Raw genomic sequence first — 15,864 nt, forward strand, 5'->3', positions numbered from 1 at the left:
CGAGGCCCGGGCCAACCGAGCAGGGTCCTCCCGACGACACGTCGCCGGAAGGACCCTGCGGACGAACATCGATCAGGCGGGGACGTTGGGTCGAACCGCCGGGGGGACGACCGCCGGAGCGTCGTACAACGAGTCCTTGCTGGTCTCGCGCATCGCGATCACCGCGACGAACGCAGCGACGGCCAGCAGCCCGAGCATCACGGACAAACCGATGCTCCCGTAGGACGCGAGGAGAGGAGCCGCGATGACCGGCGGGATCGCCCCTGCCACTACGCTGCCGATGTTGAAGGAGACCCCGGTCCCCGTGCTGCGGTAGGAGGTGCGGAAGGTCTCCGGAAGGAACACCGTGGTCGCACCGTTGGAGAGGCCGACGACGAACAGCGTCACGGTCAGTGCCGCGCCGACGATCCAGGCCGTGCCGGTGTCGACGAGCGGGAAGAGGACGAACGCCCACGGGACAGCGAGCCCGTTGCCGATCAGGAGCACCTTGCGGCGCCCGACCTTGTCCGAGACCCGGGCACCCACGACCTGGCCGATGATGCACCCGCCGATCGCGACGAACTGGATCGTGAGCATGGTGTCCCGCGGCAACCCGAGCACGCCGGTGCCGTAGTTGGTCAGGTAGACGGCGCCCATGTAGAAGAACGAGAGCCACATCAGGACCGAGCCGGCGGCCAGGAAGACCTCACGGCGCTGGTGGGTGAAGAGCTCGCGGATCGGGGCCTTCGCAGCCTTCGCGTCGGCCGCCCGCGCCATGGCCTCCTTGAAGACCGGCGTGTCGGCGACGCCGAGCCGCACCCACATCCCGACCGCGACCAGGACGGCGCTCAGCACGAAGGGCAGGCGCCAGCCCCAGGAGACGAAGGACGCGTCGCTCATCGCCAGACCGGTGATGAGGAAGGTGAGCGTTGCCAGCAGAAGACCGAAGGTGGTCCCGAGGGTCTGCGCCAGGGAGTACCACCCGCGCTTGCCTTCGGGCGCGTGCTCGACGACGAACAGCGCCGCCGAGCTCCACTCGCCGCCCACCGCGAGTCCCTGGCAGAACCGCAGCACGATCAACAGGATCGGGGCGAGGACGCCGATGCTGTCACCGGAGGGCAGGAGCCCGATCAGCACGGTGGCGACACCCATGATCATCATCGTCGTGACCAGGGTCGCCTTGCGGCCGATCCGGTCGCCCATGTGGCCGAAGAGCAGCCCGCCGACGGGTCGGGCCAGGAAGGCCACACCGAACGTCGCGAACGACGCGGCCGTCCCGGCGGCGGTTCCCAGAGCCGGGAAGAAGATCTGCGGGAAGACCAGGGCGGCCGCGGTCCCGTAGATGAAGAAGTCGTAGTACTCGATCGTGGTCCCCATGAACCCCGCGCCGACCACCCGGCCGAGGCCGTGGGGCTGTTCAGACGTCTGCGACATCGCGCACCTCTCGTGCTTGGGGACGGAAGTTCTCGCCCCTTGATTGATGGGGGGAACGTAGAAACCGGCGGAGGCGCCCGCGACGAATCGTTCTACGGTGTGGAACTCCGCGTGATCTGGCGCACAGGGAGCGAGTTCCGGCCCCCGGAACCCCGCCTCACCGCGCGGACTGCGCGCCACTCAGGGTTGGGGCATGTCCCCGACCGTGACCCAGGCGCCGGCGATCCGACGCGCGCCTCCCCTCGCCTGGGCGATCCTCGGTCTCGGCGTCTTCGCCTACGCCGTGGCCGTGCTCAACCGGTCCTCGCTCGGCGTCGCCGCCCTCGAGGCGCAGGAGCGGCTGAACGCGTCTGCCGCGCAGCTGGCACTGTTCTCGGTCCTCCAGCTGGGGGTGTACGCCGTGATGCAGGTGCCGGTCGGCGTGCTGCTGGACCGCCACGGACCGCGCGTGCTGATCAGCTGCGGCTTGCTACTCATGGCTCTCGGCCAGGGGCTGCTCGCGGTGGCCGACTCGGTCCCGGTCGGCGTCGTGGCCCGGATGCTCGTGGGCGCCGGCGACGCGATGACCTTCATCAGCGTGATCCGCGCCGCGGTCAACTGGTTCCCCCCGTCGCACCTGCCGCTGGTCACCCAGGCCACTGCCATCGTCGGCCAGTGCGGACAGCTCGCCGCGACCTACCCGTTGATCACGCTGCTGGCGGGGTTCGGCTGGACCACCACGTTCCTCAGCGCCGCGGCAGTCACCTTGCTGGTGTTCGTGCTCGCCGCGCTTCTCCTGCGCGACGCACCGGCGGACTCGGACCATCGGCTGCACCGCACCGGGCTCGGGGAGACCCGGACGTCGCTGCTGCTCGCGTGGCGACAACCGGGCACGCGGCTCGGGTTCTGGTGCCACTTCACGGTGCAGTTCTCCGGAATGCTGTTCGTCCTGATCTGGGGCTACCCGTTCCTCGTCGAGGGCCAGGGGCTGAGCCCCGGCCGCGCCGGAGCCCTGCTCGCTTCGATGGTCCCCGCCGGGATCCTCATGGGCTTCGCCCTCGGGCGACTCTCGGCGCTCCACCCGCAGCGGCGCATGCATCTCGTGGTTGCGTGCCTCGTCGCCACCGTTGCCACCTGGACGGCCGTCATCGCCTGGCCGGGCACCGCGCCGGGCTGGCTGCTGGGACTCCTGGCCCTGGCCCTCGCGAGCAATGTCCCCGCCTCCATGGTCGGGATCGACATCGCGCGGTCCCACAACCCGCGAGAGCGCTTGGGCATCGCCACCGGCATGACCAACTCCGGCGGATTCTTCGCCGCCCTCGTCGCCATCCTCCTCATCGGCGCCACCCTCGACCTGGTGTCCGGCAGCGGTGGCTACGGCACGAGCGAGTTCCGGGTCGCCATGGCCACCCAGTTCATCGTCTGGATCCTGGGCTCACTCCTCCTGCTGCGCGCCCACCGCCACCTGCGGGACGTCTGATCCGCCCCTGAGCGGCGGCCAATCCCGAGCGCGCCCGCGCGGAGGTGCGAAGATGCAACCGCGCAGCGACCTTCTGCGTCTGGAGAACAGCACCTTTCCTCCCCGCAACGAACGGAACGACCCATGACTCGGGCTCGCAAGCTCTCCCCCGGCCTGGCCGCCGCCTCGCTCGCCACCACCCTCGTGGTCCTCACCGGCACCTTCGGTGGCACCGCCACAGCGGCCGGACAGCCCGGTCAGGCGGCCGTGCATCCGACCGTGTCGACCGCCGCGAAGGCCAAGGTGCTCCTCGAGCCCGGCGCGACCGGTTGGAAGGTGCGCGCGCTGCAGGTGCGGCTGAAGGAGGCGGGACTCTTCCGCCGTCACCCCACGGGCGTCTACAACAAGGGCACCACGCGCGCTGTGCGCAACTTCCAGATCACGATCGGTCGGCGGGCCACCGGCCTGCTCGACGTGCGCACGCGTGATCGGTTGGCAGCGGTGACCCGCACCCCCTCGAAGGCCGAGCAGGCCGGCCCCGGCAAGACGCTGATGGCACGCGGCAGCACCGGGCCACGGGTCCTCAACCTCGAGGCGCGGATGCGTCAGATCGGTTGGTTCGACCGCAACGTCGACAAGACCTACGACCGGGCCACGGCGATCGCCGTACGCAACTTCCAGGCCAAGCGACGACTCGCTGTCACCGGCAGGGTCGACCCCCGCACCCGCGACCTGCTGCACGCTTCGACCCGCAAGCCGACCAAGGCCGAGCGCCTCAACCAGGTCTCGGTCCCCTCCGACGGCCAGCCGCTGGACAGCCGATGCCTGACCGGTCAGGCCCTGTGCATCGACAAGACCAGCCGGAGCGTGCGCTGGGTCGTCGACGGCCAGGTGCGCGAGGACCTCGACGTCCGGTTCGGCTCCTCGAGCACCCCCACCCGCGACGGGGCCTTCACCGTCTACCGCAAGTCCCGCGACCACGTCAGCTCGCTGTACAACTCCCCGATGCCGTTCGCGCTGTTCTTCTCCGGCGGCCAGGCCGTGCACTACTCCCCGGACTTCGCCCGGGTCGGCTACTCGGGTGCATCCCACGGTTGCGTGAACGTCCGCGACTACGCCGCGATCGCGAAGCTCTTCGACGTGGTCCCGATCGGAACCCCGGTCATCGTCTACTGGTCCTGAGGCCGCACCTTCCTCGGCTGGGCCGGCGGCGTACCGCCTTTGATCTGGTCCGCGCCGTCCCTACGGTGGAAGGGGCCAGTGCCACCGACAGCAGGGGACACGATGACCGCCGCCGGATCTGCCACTCCCGTTCAGAACCCGCTTCCGAGGGCGACCGTGCGGGAGACCGCTCAGGCGCTTCGAGATGTGCAGGGTCCGATGATCGCCAAGGGTCCGACCATCAGACGCCCGAAGGTCGTCGCCTCCTCCGAACGTCTCGGCCTCGACGGCCGCGGGGTGCGCAGGATGCAGGCGCTGGCGCAGAAGTACGACCGAGGCCCACTGATGTTGCGCACACCCGGACGCCCGATGGCGATGATCCTGCACCCCGACGACGTGCACGAGGTGCTCGAGGGTTCGCCGGAGCCGTTCGCCACCGCCGAGACGCTGAAGGTGCACGCGCTCAAGCACTTCCAGCCGAAGGGCGCGCTTATCTCCCACGGCGCCGAGCGCTCCCCGCGGCGTCGGCTCAACGAGCAGGCGCTGGAGCTCGGCGCCCCGGTCCACCACCTGGGGGCCAGGTTCACCCAGGTCGTGGAGGAGGAAACCGAGGCCCTGCTGGCCGAGGTCCGCGGCCGCGGAGGAGTGCTGGCCTACGAGGCGTTCCTGGATGCTTGGTTCCGGGTCGTACGACGCGTGGTCCTCGGGGACTCCGCCCGCGACGACACCGCGCTGACCGAGCTGACCCAGAAGCTGCGGGGAGACGGCAACTGGGCGTTCCTCAAGCCGGTCGACAAGGGCGGCCGAGCCGAGCTCCTGGACCAGATGCAAGCGGCGCTGGACCGCGCGGAGCCGGGCAGCCTGGCCGCCGTGATGTCTCAGCTCGCCCCAGCACCCGACTCCGAGCCTGCGCAGCAGATCCCGCAGTGGCTCTTCGCCTTCGATCCGGCCGGGATGGCCGCCTTCCGGGGGCTGGCGCTGTTGACGACCCATCCCGAGCACCTCGACACGACCGAACTGCGGACCCCCGATGACCAGCAGGACCCCGCGCCGACTCGCCCGCGGCTGCGCGCCGCAGTCCTGGAGTCGTTGCGGCTGTGGCCCACCACCCCGATGATCCTGCGCGAGACCACCACCGACGTCGCGTTCGACCGCGGTGTGATGCCGGCCGGGACGTCCGTGCTGATCTTCGCCCCGTTCTTCCACCGCGACGACCGCCACCTGGACTTCGCGCATCGCTTCGCGCCGGAGCTGTGGGACCGTCCGCGCACCCGTGCGGACTGGCCCCTGGTGCCCTTCAGTGCCGGGCCGGGCCTGTGCCCCGGGCGCGACCTGGTGTTGATGCTGACGTCGAGCTTCCTCGCCGCGATCCTGCGCCGCGCCACGCTGTCGCTCGACTCCCACAGGCTCGACCCCGCGAGCCTCCCCTCCCTGCTCAACCACTTCGGCCTGCGCTTCCGGTTGGGCTGACGCAGTGGGCCCGCTCCGGCTCCTGATGGTGCCCGGCCTCGGCCTGGGGCCCGAGGACTGGCAGCCGACGATCGGCGCCCTCGTGCGTGCCGGCGTGGGGCGGGACCGCCTCACGGTGGCGACGCTGTCCGGGTACGGCGAGCCGGTCCGGGTCGATGATCCGGTCGATCCGCGGGGTGCCGCCGGTCGGCTGGTGGAGGCGTGGATCCGTCCCGGTCGACGGGTCGGGCTCCTGGGTCACTCGTCGAGCTGCCAGGTCGTCGCCCACGCCGCCTCGCTGTTGCCCGAGCAGGTGGTGGGGCTGGTGTTGGTCGGGCCCACCACCGACCCGCGCGCCGCGACCTGGCCCCGGTTGGCACGCCGCTTGCTGGCGACCGCCGTGCGCGAGACGCCCCGGCAGGTGCCCTCGTTGACCCGTCAGTACAGGCGCACCGGACTGCGGAACATGCTCCGCGTGATGGGGGTGACACGGCACGACTCCCTCGCCGCTACGCTCACGAAGCTCCGCTGCCCGGTGCGGGTCCTGCGCGGCACCCACGACCGCATCGCTCCTGCCGACTGGTGCGCGTCTCTCGCCCCGTCGCTGACCGTCGCGGGCGGCGCCCACATGGTCCCTATGACACACGGTGAGCTGGTCGCGCACGAGATCCGGCGGTTCGCCGACGAGGTGCCCGATCTCCCGTGAAGCGCGGTGACGACGGAGCCGATGTGACCGCCTCGGGGGGTCACACCGGCTCCATCGTTGTTGAAGCCGTCGCCTCAGAGGTCGATCGGGCGCAGCACGCCGTTGATGCCGTGGGCGATCTGCTCTTGGGTCGCTTGCCGGTCAGGTCCGTGACGAGCCGACGGAACGCCGCGTCCGTGGGGACGAACGCGGTGGCCTGGGTCCGGCCCTTGGCCAACACGCCGACGGCGCTGTCGGCCGCGAGCACCTTCGCCAGACTGCGGTTGCCCTGCTTCGCCGCCTGCTCGACACCCTGCGCGGGGGCCGCCATGGTGGAGCCGGCCAGGGCAGATGGGTCGAACTGCTGCAATTTTCAACTTCATGGAAGAACCGCTCCCCCGCCGGCGTTCGAGATGATGAGCAACCGCGACCCGAGGAGTGCCGTGCCCGACGTACGCCGTGCCACCGTCGTGGTCGTCGGCGGCGGACAGTCCGGGCTCTCCGCCGGCCACCATCTCGCGCGCCGCGGCTTCCGCAGCGCCCTCGAGGAGCCCGAGGCGGACCGCACCTTCGTCGTGCTGGACGCCGAGCCCGCACCCGGCGGTGCCTGGCGCCACCGCTGGGAGTCGCTCACCATGGCGACCGTCAACGGGATCTTCGACCTGCCCGGCTTCCCGCGGCCCCCGGTCGACCCCGATGCCCCGAGCAGCGAGGCCGTGCCGGCGTACTTCGCCGCCTACGAAAAGTGGGCGGACCTGCCGATCGTCCGGCCGGTGCGGGTGCACACGGTGCGCGCGGAGGACGACGACCCCGACAGTCCCTTGATCGTCGAGTCCGACGCCGGCACCTGGGTCACCCGGGTGGTCGTGAACGCGACCGGCACCTGGGACAACCCGGTACGACCGCACTACCCGGGGCAGGAGACGTTCGCCGGCCTCCAGCTCCACACCCATGACTACGAGTGCGCCGACCAGCTCGCGGGCCTGCGGGTGGCGATCGTCGGGGGCGGCATCTCGGCGCTGCAGCACCTCGAGGAGATCTCCCGGGTCGCGACCACCTTCTGGTACACCCGCCGTGAGCCGGAGTTCCGCGAGGGCGAGTTCGACCCCGACGTGGGCCGCGAGGTCGTCGCTCAGGTAGCGGCCGACACCGCGGCCGGACGCCCCACCGGCAGCGTCGTGTCCTACACCGGCCTCGGGTGGACGCCCTACGTGCAGGCGGCGCACGAGCGCGGCGTGCTCGTGCGCCGCCCGATGTTCACCGCGATCGAGCCTGACGGCGTCCGCGAGTCCGACGGCAGCCTCACCCCGATCGACGCCATCGTCTGGGCCACCGGGTTCAAGGCGTCACTGGAGCACCTCGACCCGCTTCGGCTGCGGAACGCGGGTGGTGGCATCCGGATGGAGGGCACCCAGGTCGCGGACGAGCCGCGGGTCCACCTCGTCGGGTTCGGACCGTCACAGTCGACGGTCGGGGCCAACCGAGCGGGACGTGAGGCGGTCAACGGGTTGCTCGCCTACCTCGCGGGCACGATGGGGCCATGAGCGATCCCGGCCCTCCCGCCCGTTGCCCTGCGAGCTCCGGTCCCCCGACATGGCACGTCACCCGGCACGCCGACGTCGTCGCGGTGGCGCAGGACGCCCGGTCCTTCTCCAGCGCCGTGTCGCGCCACCTGCAGATCCCCAACGGCCTGGACGGTGCCGAGCACGCGCGCTTCCGGCCGCTGGTGGAGTCCTTCTTCACCGAGGACCGGATGGACGCCCTGGAGCCGGACCTGCGCGCGATCGCCGCCGAGGTGGTGCGCTCGCTCCCCCGTGACCACCCGGTCGAGACCGTCGCCGATCTCGGACGCCCGTTCGCCGTCCGCGCGACCTGCACGTGGCTGGGCTGGCCCGACTCCCTCGAGACCACGCTGCTGGACTGGATGCGCGACAACCATGCCGCGACCCGCTCGGCCGACCACACCCGCACCTCCGAGGTCGCCGCGCGGTTCGACGCCATCATCACCGAGCTCACGCGTGTGCGCCGCGACGCCGGCGAGGCGGCCCCCGGCGACGTCACCACGGAGCTCACGCAGGCGACGGTGGACGGACGCCCGTTGGAGGACGCGGAGATCGTCTCGATCTTGCGGAACTGGACCGCCGGCGACATCGCGTCGGTCGCCCTGTGCGTCGGTGTCGTCGTGCGCTACCTCGCCGATCATCCCGACGTGCAGGAGCAGGTACGCCGCTCCCGCCACGACCGCGGGGCCCTCGAACGCGCCATCGACGAGATGCTCCGGATCGACGACCCGTTCGTCGCGAACCGCCGCGTCGTCGCGGAGCCGACCGAGATCGGTGGCGTCGCACTGGACCGCGGGGACCGACTGCAGCTGCGGTGGACCGCTGCCAACCGCGACCCCGCGCGGTTCGGCGACCCCGACGCCTACCGTCCCGAGGAGAACGCACCGCACAACCTCGTCTACGGCACCGGTCCCCACGTCTGTCCCGGCCGGTCACTGGCGACCCTGGAGCTGCGCGTGGTGCTCGAGGAGGTGCTCGACGCGACAACCCGCATCGACTCCGTCGGTCAGGTGGTGCGCGAGGACCCACCCCTGGGTGGATACGCCTCGGCCCCGGTCGTGCTGCGGACTGATGCCAGCACGACCGGGGCCGGAAGCGGGATCAGCGCCGGCGCACCTTCACGGTGAACGCGGCCGTCGTGGTGCCCGTCGTCAGCGTGGTCCGCGGGATGACCAACCGGTACCGGTAGGTCCCGACCTTGCGCTCCTTGGGGAAGGCGACCTTGGCGCGGCCGTTGCTCACCGCGACCTGACGCAGCGGCTTCCACGCCTTCTTGCCCACGCGCCGCTGCAGCGTCGCGCGGTCGGCGCCCGCCTGGACGACGATCACGTCGGTGGCTCGCGCAGCAGCACCGCGCCGTACGCCCATGGTCACGGTGCGCCACCCCACCACCCGCGAGACGGCCTGCGGCACGTCCACGGTCTCCGGGTTGCCGTCGGAGGTGATGCGGCAGCGGATGGGCTCGGCGATCGGCTGGTTGTGGAAGCTCTCGCCATAGTGGTAGTTGGTGCCGGCGACCTGGATCCAGACGACCTCGTACGCCGTGACACCCGCCGGCCACTGCGGGTGCTGGCTGTAGACGAACGCGTTCGTGCCCGACCAGGTGCCGTGGTCGTTGTGGAAGTTCAAGGTCTTCTCACCACCCGCCCAGCGGATGCGGATGTTCACATCGTTCGACTGTCCCGCAGGGATGTCGGCCGGGTAGGTGACGAGCAGGGCGTCACACCGCGGCGCGGGGTAGGTCCAGTTCCAGTCGAAGGGGTTGCCCGGCTTCGGGGCCTCCGGCTTGGGGTCCTCGGGCTTCGGGTCCTCGGGCTTCGGGTCCTCGGGCTTCGGGTCCTCGGGCTTGGGGTCCTCAGGCTTCGGGTCCTCGGGGGTGGCCGACACGTAGGACAGCGAGTAGTGCGAGACGTCCTTCCGCTTCCCATCCGAGCCGATGTACTCCAGGACATACGTGGCGACCGGGTTCGCCAGGGTGACGTAGACAGGACCGTCGCCCTGGTTGACGCTGCCGGCCTTGACGCAGTAGCCGCTGATCAGCTTGCCTGCGGGCGCGGTGACCCGGACCGAAGCGGGATCGCCCTTCGTGTCGATCTTGCCGGAGTTCAGTCCGGCACAGACCTTCCCAGGGTCGGGCGCGGCGACCGCGGCAGGGGTGAGCAGCCCGGCGGCCACCAGGCCGGCGAGCACGAGGGCGGGGGTACGGCGCTTCACGAGGTCTCCTTCTCTGCCGCCTCCGTCCATCGCGGGTCCGGCGAAGAACAGCATCACCTCGTCGGACGTCCAGATCGCCGCGCTTGCAGGAAGCCTGCCGACGCTCGACGCCAATCTTGCGTCTGGCTTGCACTCGCGTCCGTCGGTTGCCTCGCACAGGACCTGGGTACGGCTCGCTTGACCGACCCTCCTGCAGAAGGCCCTGCATGCTCACCCGGCTCCACGACGCACTCCGGCTCCGGACCACTCCGGCGATCTTCTTCGGTTCCGCGCTGATCATCGTGCTGTTCGTCGTCGGCACCATCGCGTTCACCGACCCCCTGGACGCGGGCGTCTCCGCCGCGTCGGACTGGCTCCTGACGAACCTGGGGTGGTTCTACATCCTCGGCGTCACGGTGTTCCTCGTGTTCCTCGGCTACATCGCCGTCAGCCGATGGGGCCGCGTCAAGCTCGGACCCGACGACGAGCCGCCCGAGCACAGCCGCGCGACCTGGTTCGCGATGCTCTTCGCCGCGGGGATCGGCACGATCCTGATGTTCTGGGGCGTCGCCGAGCCGGTCAGCCACCTCGGCGACCCGCCACGCGCCTCCCAGGGCGTGGAGGCCGGCACGCAGGAGGCCGCGGTCGACGCAATGCGCTTCACGCTCTACCACTTCACCTTCCACACCTGGACGATCTTCGCGATGCCCGCGCTGTGCTTCGCGTACTTCATCCACAAGCGGAACCTGCCCCCGCGCGTGAGCTCGATCTTCCAGCCGCTGCTGGGCGAGCGGATCCACGGTCCGATCGGGCGCGTGATCGACATCGTGGCGATCGTCGGCACCGTCTTCGGCGTCGGCGTCTCGATCGGCCTGGGCACGCTGCAGATCAACAGCGGCCTCGCGCAGCTGACCGGCATCCCGGAGAACGCGATGTGGCAACTGCTCATCATCTCCGTCGTCACGGTCGCCGCGCTGATCTCGGTCGCGCTGGGGCTCGACCGCGGCATCAAGGTCCTTTCGAACATCAACATCCTGGCGGCCGTCGGCCTGCTGGTGTTCGTCGCGATCAGCGGACCGACGCTCTACATGATCAAGGGCACCATCGAGTCGCTGGGCGAGTACGTCTATGCCCTCCCCCAGCTCGCGCTGTGGAACGACACCTTCGCCGACACCGGATGGCAGAGCGGGTGGACCGTCTTCTACTGGGCCTGGACGATCACCTGGTCGCCCTTCGTGGGCATCTTCATCGCCCGCATCTCCCGGGGCCGGACGATCCGGCAGTTCGTGACCGGCGTGCTGGCCATCCCGGCCGGGTTCTCGATCATCTGGTTCGGCATGTTCGGGTTCGCGGCCTTCGACATCGAGCTCAACGGTGACGGTGGCCTGGTCGAGCGGGTCGTGGACGACGGCGATGTCCCCGGTGCGCTGTTCGCCTTCCTCGAGAACTTCCCGCTCGCCTCCGTCGTCTCTGTCGTCGCGATCGTGATCGTGATGATCTTCTTCATCACCTCGGTCGACTCCGCCGCGTTGGTGGTCGACACCATGGCCAACGGGCACGAGGACTTCAACCCGCTCCCCCAGCGGATCTTCTGGGCCGTGGCGATCGGCGTCATCACCGCGACCCTCCTCGTCTTCTCCGGCACCGGCGGACTGGGCGCACTGGAGACGACGATCATCCTGGTCGGGCTGCCGTTCTTCGTGATGGGCTACTTCCAGATCTATGCCCTCAGCCGCGCTCTGCGTGAGGACGCCGGCGAGCTGCCGCCGTTGCGCACCCGGCGTTGGAAGAAGGTGCTCCCGCCCGAGGAGATCGAGCGACGCGCCGCCGACGACGACGCCTACGCAGAGGAGTACGACGCCGACGAGGACGTCGTAGCCGAGCCGGAGGCGCACGACCCCTCGCACGCCGCGGGCGGCACCACGTCGTTCCCGGCCAGCGCAGGGACCCTGTCCCGTCGCACCGGGAGCCGACCGATGAAATACACGCCCAGTCCCAGCAAGCCGGGCCGGGCGCGCCCCGACACCGAGACCTGAGCCACTGGTTATCGACGGGCTCGCCCGGGTACGTCGTGGACCATGAACAAGCCCACCACCGAGCGCACCATCCACGCCACGCCAGAGAAGGTCTGGAGCGTGTTGTCCGACGGCTGGCTCTACCCGCTCTTCGTCGTGGGCGCGTCCCGGATGCGCGAGGTCGACGACCCCTGGCCGGCCGAGGGATCCGCGATCCACCACAGCGTCGGTGGCTGGCCCGCCCTCATCGACGACAAGACGATCGTCATGGAGTCCGTGCCCCAGGAGCGACTGGTGCTGCGCGCGCGAGCGTGGCCGATCGGGGAGGCGCAGGTGATCTTCGAGCTCGAGCCGCGCGGCACCGACACCCACGTCTCGATCACCGAGGACGCCGTCAGCGGCCCCGGCGCGTGGGGCCCCGGCGTCCTGCGCAAGCCGATGCTCGCCTGGCGCAACATCGAGACCCTCCGCCGCCTGGCGTTCGTCGCCGAGCGTCGCTGAACCATCCCAGACGTCACCTCGACCAAGGAGAACCCATGATGCGCAAGCTCACGTTCCTCGCAGGATTCGCCGCCGGCTACGTGGTCGGTGCGCGCGCCGGTCGCGATAGCTACGACCGGATCGCCGACAAGGCCCAGCAGGCGTGGAAGGACCCGCGCGTGCAGGAGAAGGTCGGCCAGGTCCAGGAGGTGGCCAAGGACAAGGCCGAGCAGGCGCAGGAGGCGGTCATGGAGAAGGCGTCCGGCCTCGCCGAGGACGTGAAGGACCGCGCGAGCAGCGACGGCGGTGCGGCGGGCGGCTCCGGTGAGACTGCCGGGTCCGCCAGCTCCGCCGACGCCGAGGGTGCGGGGGTCACGCCGACCCTTCCCTCCTCGACCGACCCCGACGCGCCCTCCGAGGCGCCCACGGGTCGCGTCACCGGCTACTCGGGCGGACCGATGTCCTGATCGGGCTGCGGTCCTGAATGGCGCCGTGGGCCTCGAGGACGGTCCAGATCCACGACGCAGCCTCGTCGACGCCGACCCGCTCGGGCTGGTCGAGCCAGGCGCGGATGATGCTGAGGCCGGCGCCGGAGATCGCCGCGCCGAGGACGTCCAGCGGTAGCTCGACGAGGCCCTCGTGCTCCTCGATGTTCGCCAGCAGTGCGTCGGCGAGGCGTTCGCGCAGCCACGCCTGGATGCCCGCCGAGCCGAGCCCTCCCAGGATGCGCTGGTAGAGCGCGGCGTTGGTGTCGATGTGCTCGAGGTACGCCCGCAGGATCGCGTGGCCGTCCTGCGGACCGGTGTCCGCGTCGATCTTCGCCACGACCCCCTCGACCGCCACGTTGAGGGCATCCACGAGCAGGCTGTCCTTGTCGGAGTAGTGCTGGTAGAAGGTCGTCCGGTTGACGCCGGCCCGATCGGCGATGTCGCCGACCGTCACCTGGTCCAGCGGGCGCTCCCGGGCGAGGTCGAACAACGCCTCGCGCAGGTGGGCACGGGTGCGCAGGATCCGCGGATCCACTCGAGCGTCCATGGCTGACTCCATCCCCCGATCCTGCCCGTTCCGAGCGTGACGAAGACAACGTTTGTCGGTTATCCGACACGTGTAGCTTAGAAGGGTCCGACCGCCCTGCCCTGTCCGGGCACCTTCCCCGACTCGAGAGGCCGCTCCCCGTGGCTCATCTGCTCTACCGGATCGGCGCGGCTGCCGCGCGCCGCGCCTGGACCGTCGTCACCGCCTGGCTCGTGCTGCTGGGGCTGGGCATCGGTGGGTTCCTCCTCTTCGGAGGCAACCTGGCCGCGACGTTCTCGATCCCCGGCACCGAGACCGATCGTGTGAGCGCGCAGCTGGCCGAGGAGCTCGGGACCACCGGTGCCAACGCGAGCGTCGTCTTCGTCACCGAGGACCGCTCCCCTCTCACCGACGAGCAGCGCGCGGGCATCAGCGAGGCGCTTGCCGAGGTCGGGGAGATCGAGCAGATCCCCGGCGTGGTCGACCCGTTCGAGACCCAGGCACAGCAAGCCGCGCAGGCCGAGGAGCTGCGCGCCGCACCGGCTCAGAGCCCGCAGGTCCAGCTCGGCACCCGGTTGGCCGAGCTCGCCTCCGAGATCCGGGTGGTGTCCGAGGACGGCACGGCCGCACTCGGCGTGGTGATGTTCGAGGGTGATGTCTTCGCGGTCCCGCAGGCGGTGAAGGATGCGGTCATCGAGACGCTCGACGGCGCGGAGATCCCCGGCGTCCAGGTGGAGTTCTCCTCCGAGATCGCCGGCTCGACCGACGGTCTCGTCGGTCCGGCCGAGGTCGTCGGCCTCGCAGTCGCGGCGGTCGTCCTGCTGGTCATGCTGCGCGGGCTGCGCCCCGCCATGCTCCCCATCGTCTCGTCGCTGATCGGCGTGGGCGTGGGCGTGACCGTTGCGCTCGCGCTGTCCGACGTCGTCGAGATGACGTCGGTGACACCCGTGCTCGGCCTCATGCTCGGTCTGGCCGTGGGCATCGACTACTCGCTGTTCATCATCAACCGCCACCGCGATCAGGTACGCCGGGGCATGGACCTGGTCGAGTCGGCCGGCGTCGCCAACGGCACGGCCGGCAACGCGGTCGTCTTCGCCGGAGCGACGGTGATCGTCGCGCTGGCGGCACTCAACGTCACCGGCATCGGCTTCCTCGGCCTCATGGGCACCGTCGGCGCATTCTGCGTGCTCATCGCCGTGCTGGTCGCCACGACCCTCACCCCCGCCCTGCTGGGACTCCTCGGTCACCGCATCCTCGACCGCCGTACGCGCGCCAAGGTCGACGAGGGCCTCCCGGCACCCGCCGAGCCCACCCCGATGCGCACCGGCGCAGCTGTGCTGCGCGTCGTCGGCGCGGTCATCGCCCTGGCCGTCATCGCCATCCCCGCGCTCTCCATGCGGCTGGGACTGCCCGACGGCTCCTCGGAGAACCGCGACAGCACGCAGTACCGCGCCTTCACCGTCACTGCGGAGCAGTTCGGTGCCGGCCAGAACGGGCCGTTGCTGGTGACCGCGGACCTGCCGGAGCCCCTCGGCGAGGCCGAGGTGCTGCCGCGCCAGGTCGAGCTGGCCGAGCTGCTCGCCGACCACGACGACGTGGCGGCCGTGGCTCCCGCCGGTCAGTCGGAGGCCCGCGACTTCCTCGCCTTCCAGGTCATCCCCGTCGACGGTCCCTCGAGCGTGTCCACCGAGGAGCTCGTCCACGACCTGCGCGACCTCACGCCGCTGGACGACGGGACCGCCGTCGGCGTCGCGGGGGCCGCGTCGGGCAACATCGACATCTCCGACCGGCTGTCCGAGGCCCTGCCCGTCTATCTCGCGGTCGTCCTGGGCCTGTCGTTGCTGATCCTCATCGTGGTCTTCCGTTCGATCGTCGTCCCGCTGGTCGCGACCCTTGGCTTCGCGCTCTCGCTGTTCGCCTCCCTCGGGGCGATGACCGCGGTGTTCCAGTGGGGCTGGCTGGGCAGCCTCTTCGGGGTCCACGACCCCGGTCCGCTGTTGAACTTCGCGCCGCTGATCATCGTCGGCGTGCTCTTCGGGTTGGCGATGGACTACCAGCTCTTCCTGGTGTCGGGCATGCGCGAGGCCTACGTCCACGGCCTCCCGGCCCGGGAGGCCGTCACGGCCGGCTTCCGCCAGGGCCGCACGGTCGTGACGGCCGCGGCGATCATCATGATCTCGGTCTTCGGCGGCTTCGTCTTCTCCCACCTCGCCGCGATCAAGCCGCTGGGCTTCGGCCTCGCCGTCGGCGTACTGCTCGACGCCTTCGTGGTCCGGATGCTGCTGGTGCCCGCCCTCATGCACCTGCTGGGCGACAAGGCGTGGTGGATCCCGCGCTGGCTCGACCGCATGCTGCCCAACGTCGACATCGAGGGGTCCGCGCTCGAGCGCGAGCACCCGCTCGTCGCCATGCAGGACGCGGACACGACGAAGGCCCACGCTCGGGTGTGAGCGT

Annotated in this window: 14 protein-coding genes; 10 read left to right on the top strand and 4 right to left on the bottom strand. The window is 70.6% G+C overall.

What is annotated here, in order from left to right; genetic code table 11:
- Positions 1 to 72: 72 nt before the first annotated feature.
- Complete coding sequence (locus J2S59_RS17685; RefSeq protein WP_306825349.1) at positions 73 to 1,413, bottom strand: MFS transporter; 1,341 nt, start codon at positions 1,411 to 1,413, stop codon at positions 73 to 75.
- 193 nt (positions 1,414 to 1,606) lie between these two features.
- On the opposite strand from J2S59_RS17685, the gene J2S59_RS17690 reads away from it, so the two are divergent.
- The 4 genes from J2S59_RS17690 (at position 1,607) to J2S59_RS17705 (ending at position 6,167) form a co-directional block, all read left to right on the top strand.
- A complete protein-coding gene (locus J2S59_RS17690) occupies positions 1,607 to 2,872 on the top strand; it encodes an MFS transporter (RefSeq protein WP_181641881.1) in 1,266 nt (421 codons plus the stop codon).
- Between the two features lie 123 nt (positions 2,873 to 2,995).
- On the top strand, positions 2,996 to 4,033 hold the full coding sequence (locus J2S59_RS17695; protein WP_181641880.1) for a L,D-transpeptidase family protein: 1,038 nt from the start codon (positions 2,996 to 2,998) through the stop codon (positions 4,031 to 4,033).
- 198 nt (positions 4,034 to 4,231) lie between these two features.
- Complete coding sequence (locus J2S59_RS17700) at positions 4,232 to 5,482, top strand: cytochrome P450 (protein ID WP_220138422.1); 1,251 nt, start codon at positions 4,232 to 4,234, stop codon at positions 5,480 to 5,482.
- A gap of 4 nt (positions 5,483 to 5,486) precedes the next feature.
- Positions 5,487 to 6,167 (top strand): alpha/beta fold hydrolase, encoded by a 681-nt coding sequence (locus J2S59_RS17705; RefSeq protein WP_068120338.1) that lies wholly within the window; start codon positions 5,487 to 5,489, stop codon positions 6,165 to 6,167.
- A gap of 40 nt (positions 6,168 to 6,207) precedes the next feature.
- Here J2S59_RS17705 and J2S59_RS17710 read toward each other — a convergent pair whose 3' ends face one another.
- A complete protein-coding gene (locus J2S59_RS17710) occupies positions 6,208 to 6,516 on the bottom strand; it encodes a hypothetical protein (protein ID WP_068120333.1) in 309 nt (102 codons plus the stop codon).
- 46 nt (positions 6,517 to 6,562) lie between these two features.
- Here J2S59_RS17710 and J2S59_RS17715 point away from each other — a divergent pair, with 46 nt between their 5' ends.
- Together J2S59_RS17715 and J2S59_RS17720 are read left to right on the top strand one after the other, a co-directional pair.
- Positions 6,563 to 7,690 (top strand): NAD(P)-binding domain-containing protein, encoded by a 1,128-nt coding sequence (locus J2S59_RS17715; RefSeq protein WP_068120341.1) that lies wholly within the window; start codon positions 6,563 to 6,565, stop codon positions 7,688 to 7,690.
- Entirely contained in the window at positions 7,687 to 8,835 is a 1,149-nt protein-coding gene (locus J2S59_RS17720) for a cytochrome P450 (RefSeq protein ID WP_306825350.1), read from the top strand. The genes J2S59_RS17715 and J2S59_RS17720 overlap by 4 nt, the downstream gene beginning before the upstream one ends.
- Here J2S59_RS17720 and J2S59_RS17725 read toward each other — a convergent pair.
- Positions 8,810 to 9,922: a dihydrolipoyllysine-residue succinyltransferase component of 2-oxoglutarate dehydrogenase complex gene (locus tag J2S59_RS17725; protein WP_068124788.1), complete on the bottom strand. Its 1,113-nt coding sequence runs from the start codon at positions 9,920 to 9,922 to the stop codon at positions 8,810 to 8,812. The two genes, J2S59_RS17720 and J2S59_RS17725, sit on opposite strands and share 26 nt — an antisense overlap.
- Before the next feature lie 206 nt (positions 9,923 to 10,128).
- Here J2S59_RS17725 and J2S59_RS17730 point away from each other — a divergent pair, with 206 nt between their 5' ends.
- The 3 genes from J2S59_RS17730 to J2S59_RS17740 are packed head-to-tail and all read left to right on the top strand — an operon-like array spanning position 10,129 to position 12,863.
- Positions 10,129 to 11,937 carry a BCCT family transporter gene (locus J2S59_RS17730; protein ID WP_068124786.1) on the top strand — a complete coding sequence of 603 codons (1,809 nt, stop codon included), beginning with the start codon at positions 10,129 to 10,131 and terminating at the stop codon, positions 11,935 to 11,937.
- A gap of 42 nt (positions 11,938 to 11,979) precedes the next feature.
- Entirely contained in the window at positions 11,980 to 12,417 is a 438-nt protein-coding gene (locus J2S59_RS17735) for an SRPBCC family protein (protein WP_068124783.1), read from the top strand.
- A gap of 35 nt (positions 12,418 to 12,452) precedes the next feature.
- Positions 12,453 to 12,863, top strand: coding sequence for a hypothetical protein (locus tag J2S59_RS17740; protein ID WP_068124781.1), 411 nt, complete (start codon positions 12,453 to 12,455; stop codon positions 12,861 to 12,863).
- On the opposite strand, the gene J2S59_RS17745 is transcribed toward J2S59_RS17740, so the two are convergent.
- A complete protein-coding gene (locus tag J2S59_RS17745; protein ID WP_181642616.1) occupies positions 12,832 to 13,431 on the bottom strand; it encodes a TetR/AcrR family transcriptional regulator in 600 nt (199 codons plus the stop codon). The genes J2S59_RS17740 and J2S59_RS17745 overlap by 32 nt on opposite strands.
- Positions 13,432 to 13,571: 140 nt before the next feature.
- On the opposite strand from J2S59_RS17745, the gene J2S59_RS17750 reads away from it, so the two are divergent.
- Positions 13,572 to 15,860: an MMPL family transporter gene (locus J2S59_RS17750; protein ID WP_306825351.1), complete on the top strand. Its 2,289-nt coding sequence runs from the start codon at positions 13,572 to 13,574 to the stop codon at positions 15,858 to 15,860.
- Positions 15,861 to 15,864: the final 4 nt, after the last annotated feature.

It is taken from the genome of Nocardioides massiliensis (assembly GCF_030811215.1).
Taxonomy (GTDB): domain Bacteria; phylum Actinomycetota; class Actinomycetes; order Propionibacteriales; family Nocardioidaceae; genus Nocardioides_A; species Nocardioides_A massiliensis.

Excerpts from the sequence above, each read along its gene's own strand:
- J2S59_RS17700 (WP_220138422.1), top strand. The coding sequence starts at position 4,232 with ATGATCGCCAAGGGTCCGACCATCAGACGCCCGAAGGTCGTCGCCTCC.
- J2S59_RS17715 (WP_068120341.1), top strand. The coding sequence starts at position 6,563 with ATGAGCAACCGCGACCCGAGGAGTGCCGTGCCCGACGTACGCCGTGCC.
- J2S59_RS17695 (WP_181641880.1), top strand. The coding sequence starts at position 2,996 with ATGACTCGGGCTCGCAAGCTCTCCCCCGGCCTGGCCGCCGCCTCGCTC.
- J2S59_RS17745 (WP_181642616.1), bottom strand. The coding sequence starts at position 13,431 with ATGGACGCTCGAGTGGATCCGCGGATCCTGCGCACCCGTGCCCACCTG.
- J2S59_RS17730 (WP_068124786.1), top strand. The coding sequence starts at position 10,129 with ATGCTCACCCGGCTCCACGACGCACTCCGGCTCCGGACCACTCCGGCG.
- J2S59_RS17740 (WP_068124781.1), top strand. The coding sequence starts at position 12,453 with ATGATGCGCAAGCTCACGTTCCTCGCAGGATTCGCCGCCGGCTACGTG.
- J2S59_RS17735 (WP_068124783.1), top strand. The coding sequence starts at position 11,980 with ATGAACAAGCCCACCACCGAGCGCACCATCCACGCCACGCCAGAGAAG.
- J2S59_RS17690 (WP_181641881.1), top strand. The coding sequence starts at position 1,607 with ATGTCCCCGACCGTGACCCAGGCGCCGGCGATCCGACGCGCGCCTCCC.
- J2S59_RS17685 (WP_306825349.1), bottom strand. The coding sequence starts at position 1,413 with ATGTCGCAGACGTCTGAACAGCCCCACGGCCTCGGCCGGGTGGTCGGC.
- J2S59_RS17720 (WP_306825350.1), top strand. The coding sequence starts at position 7,687 with ATGAGCGATCCCGGCCCTCCCGCCCGTTGCCCTGCGAGCTCCGGTCCC.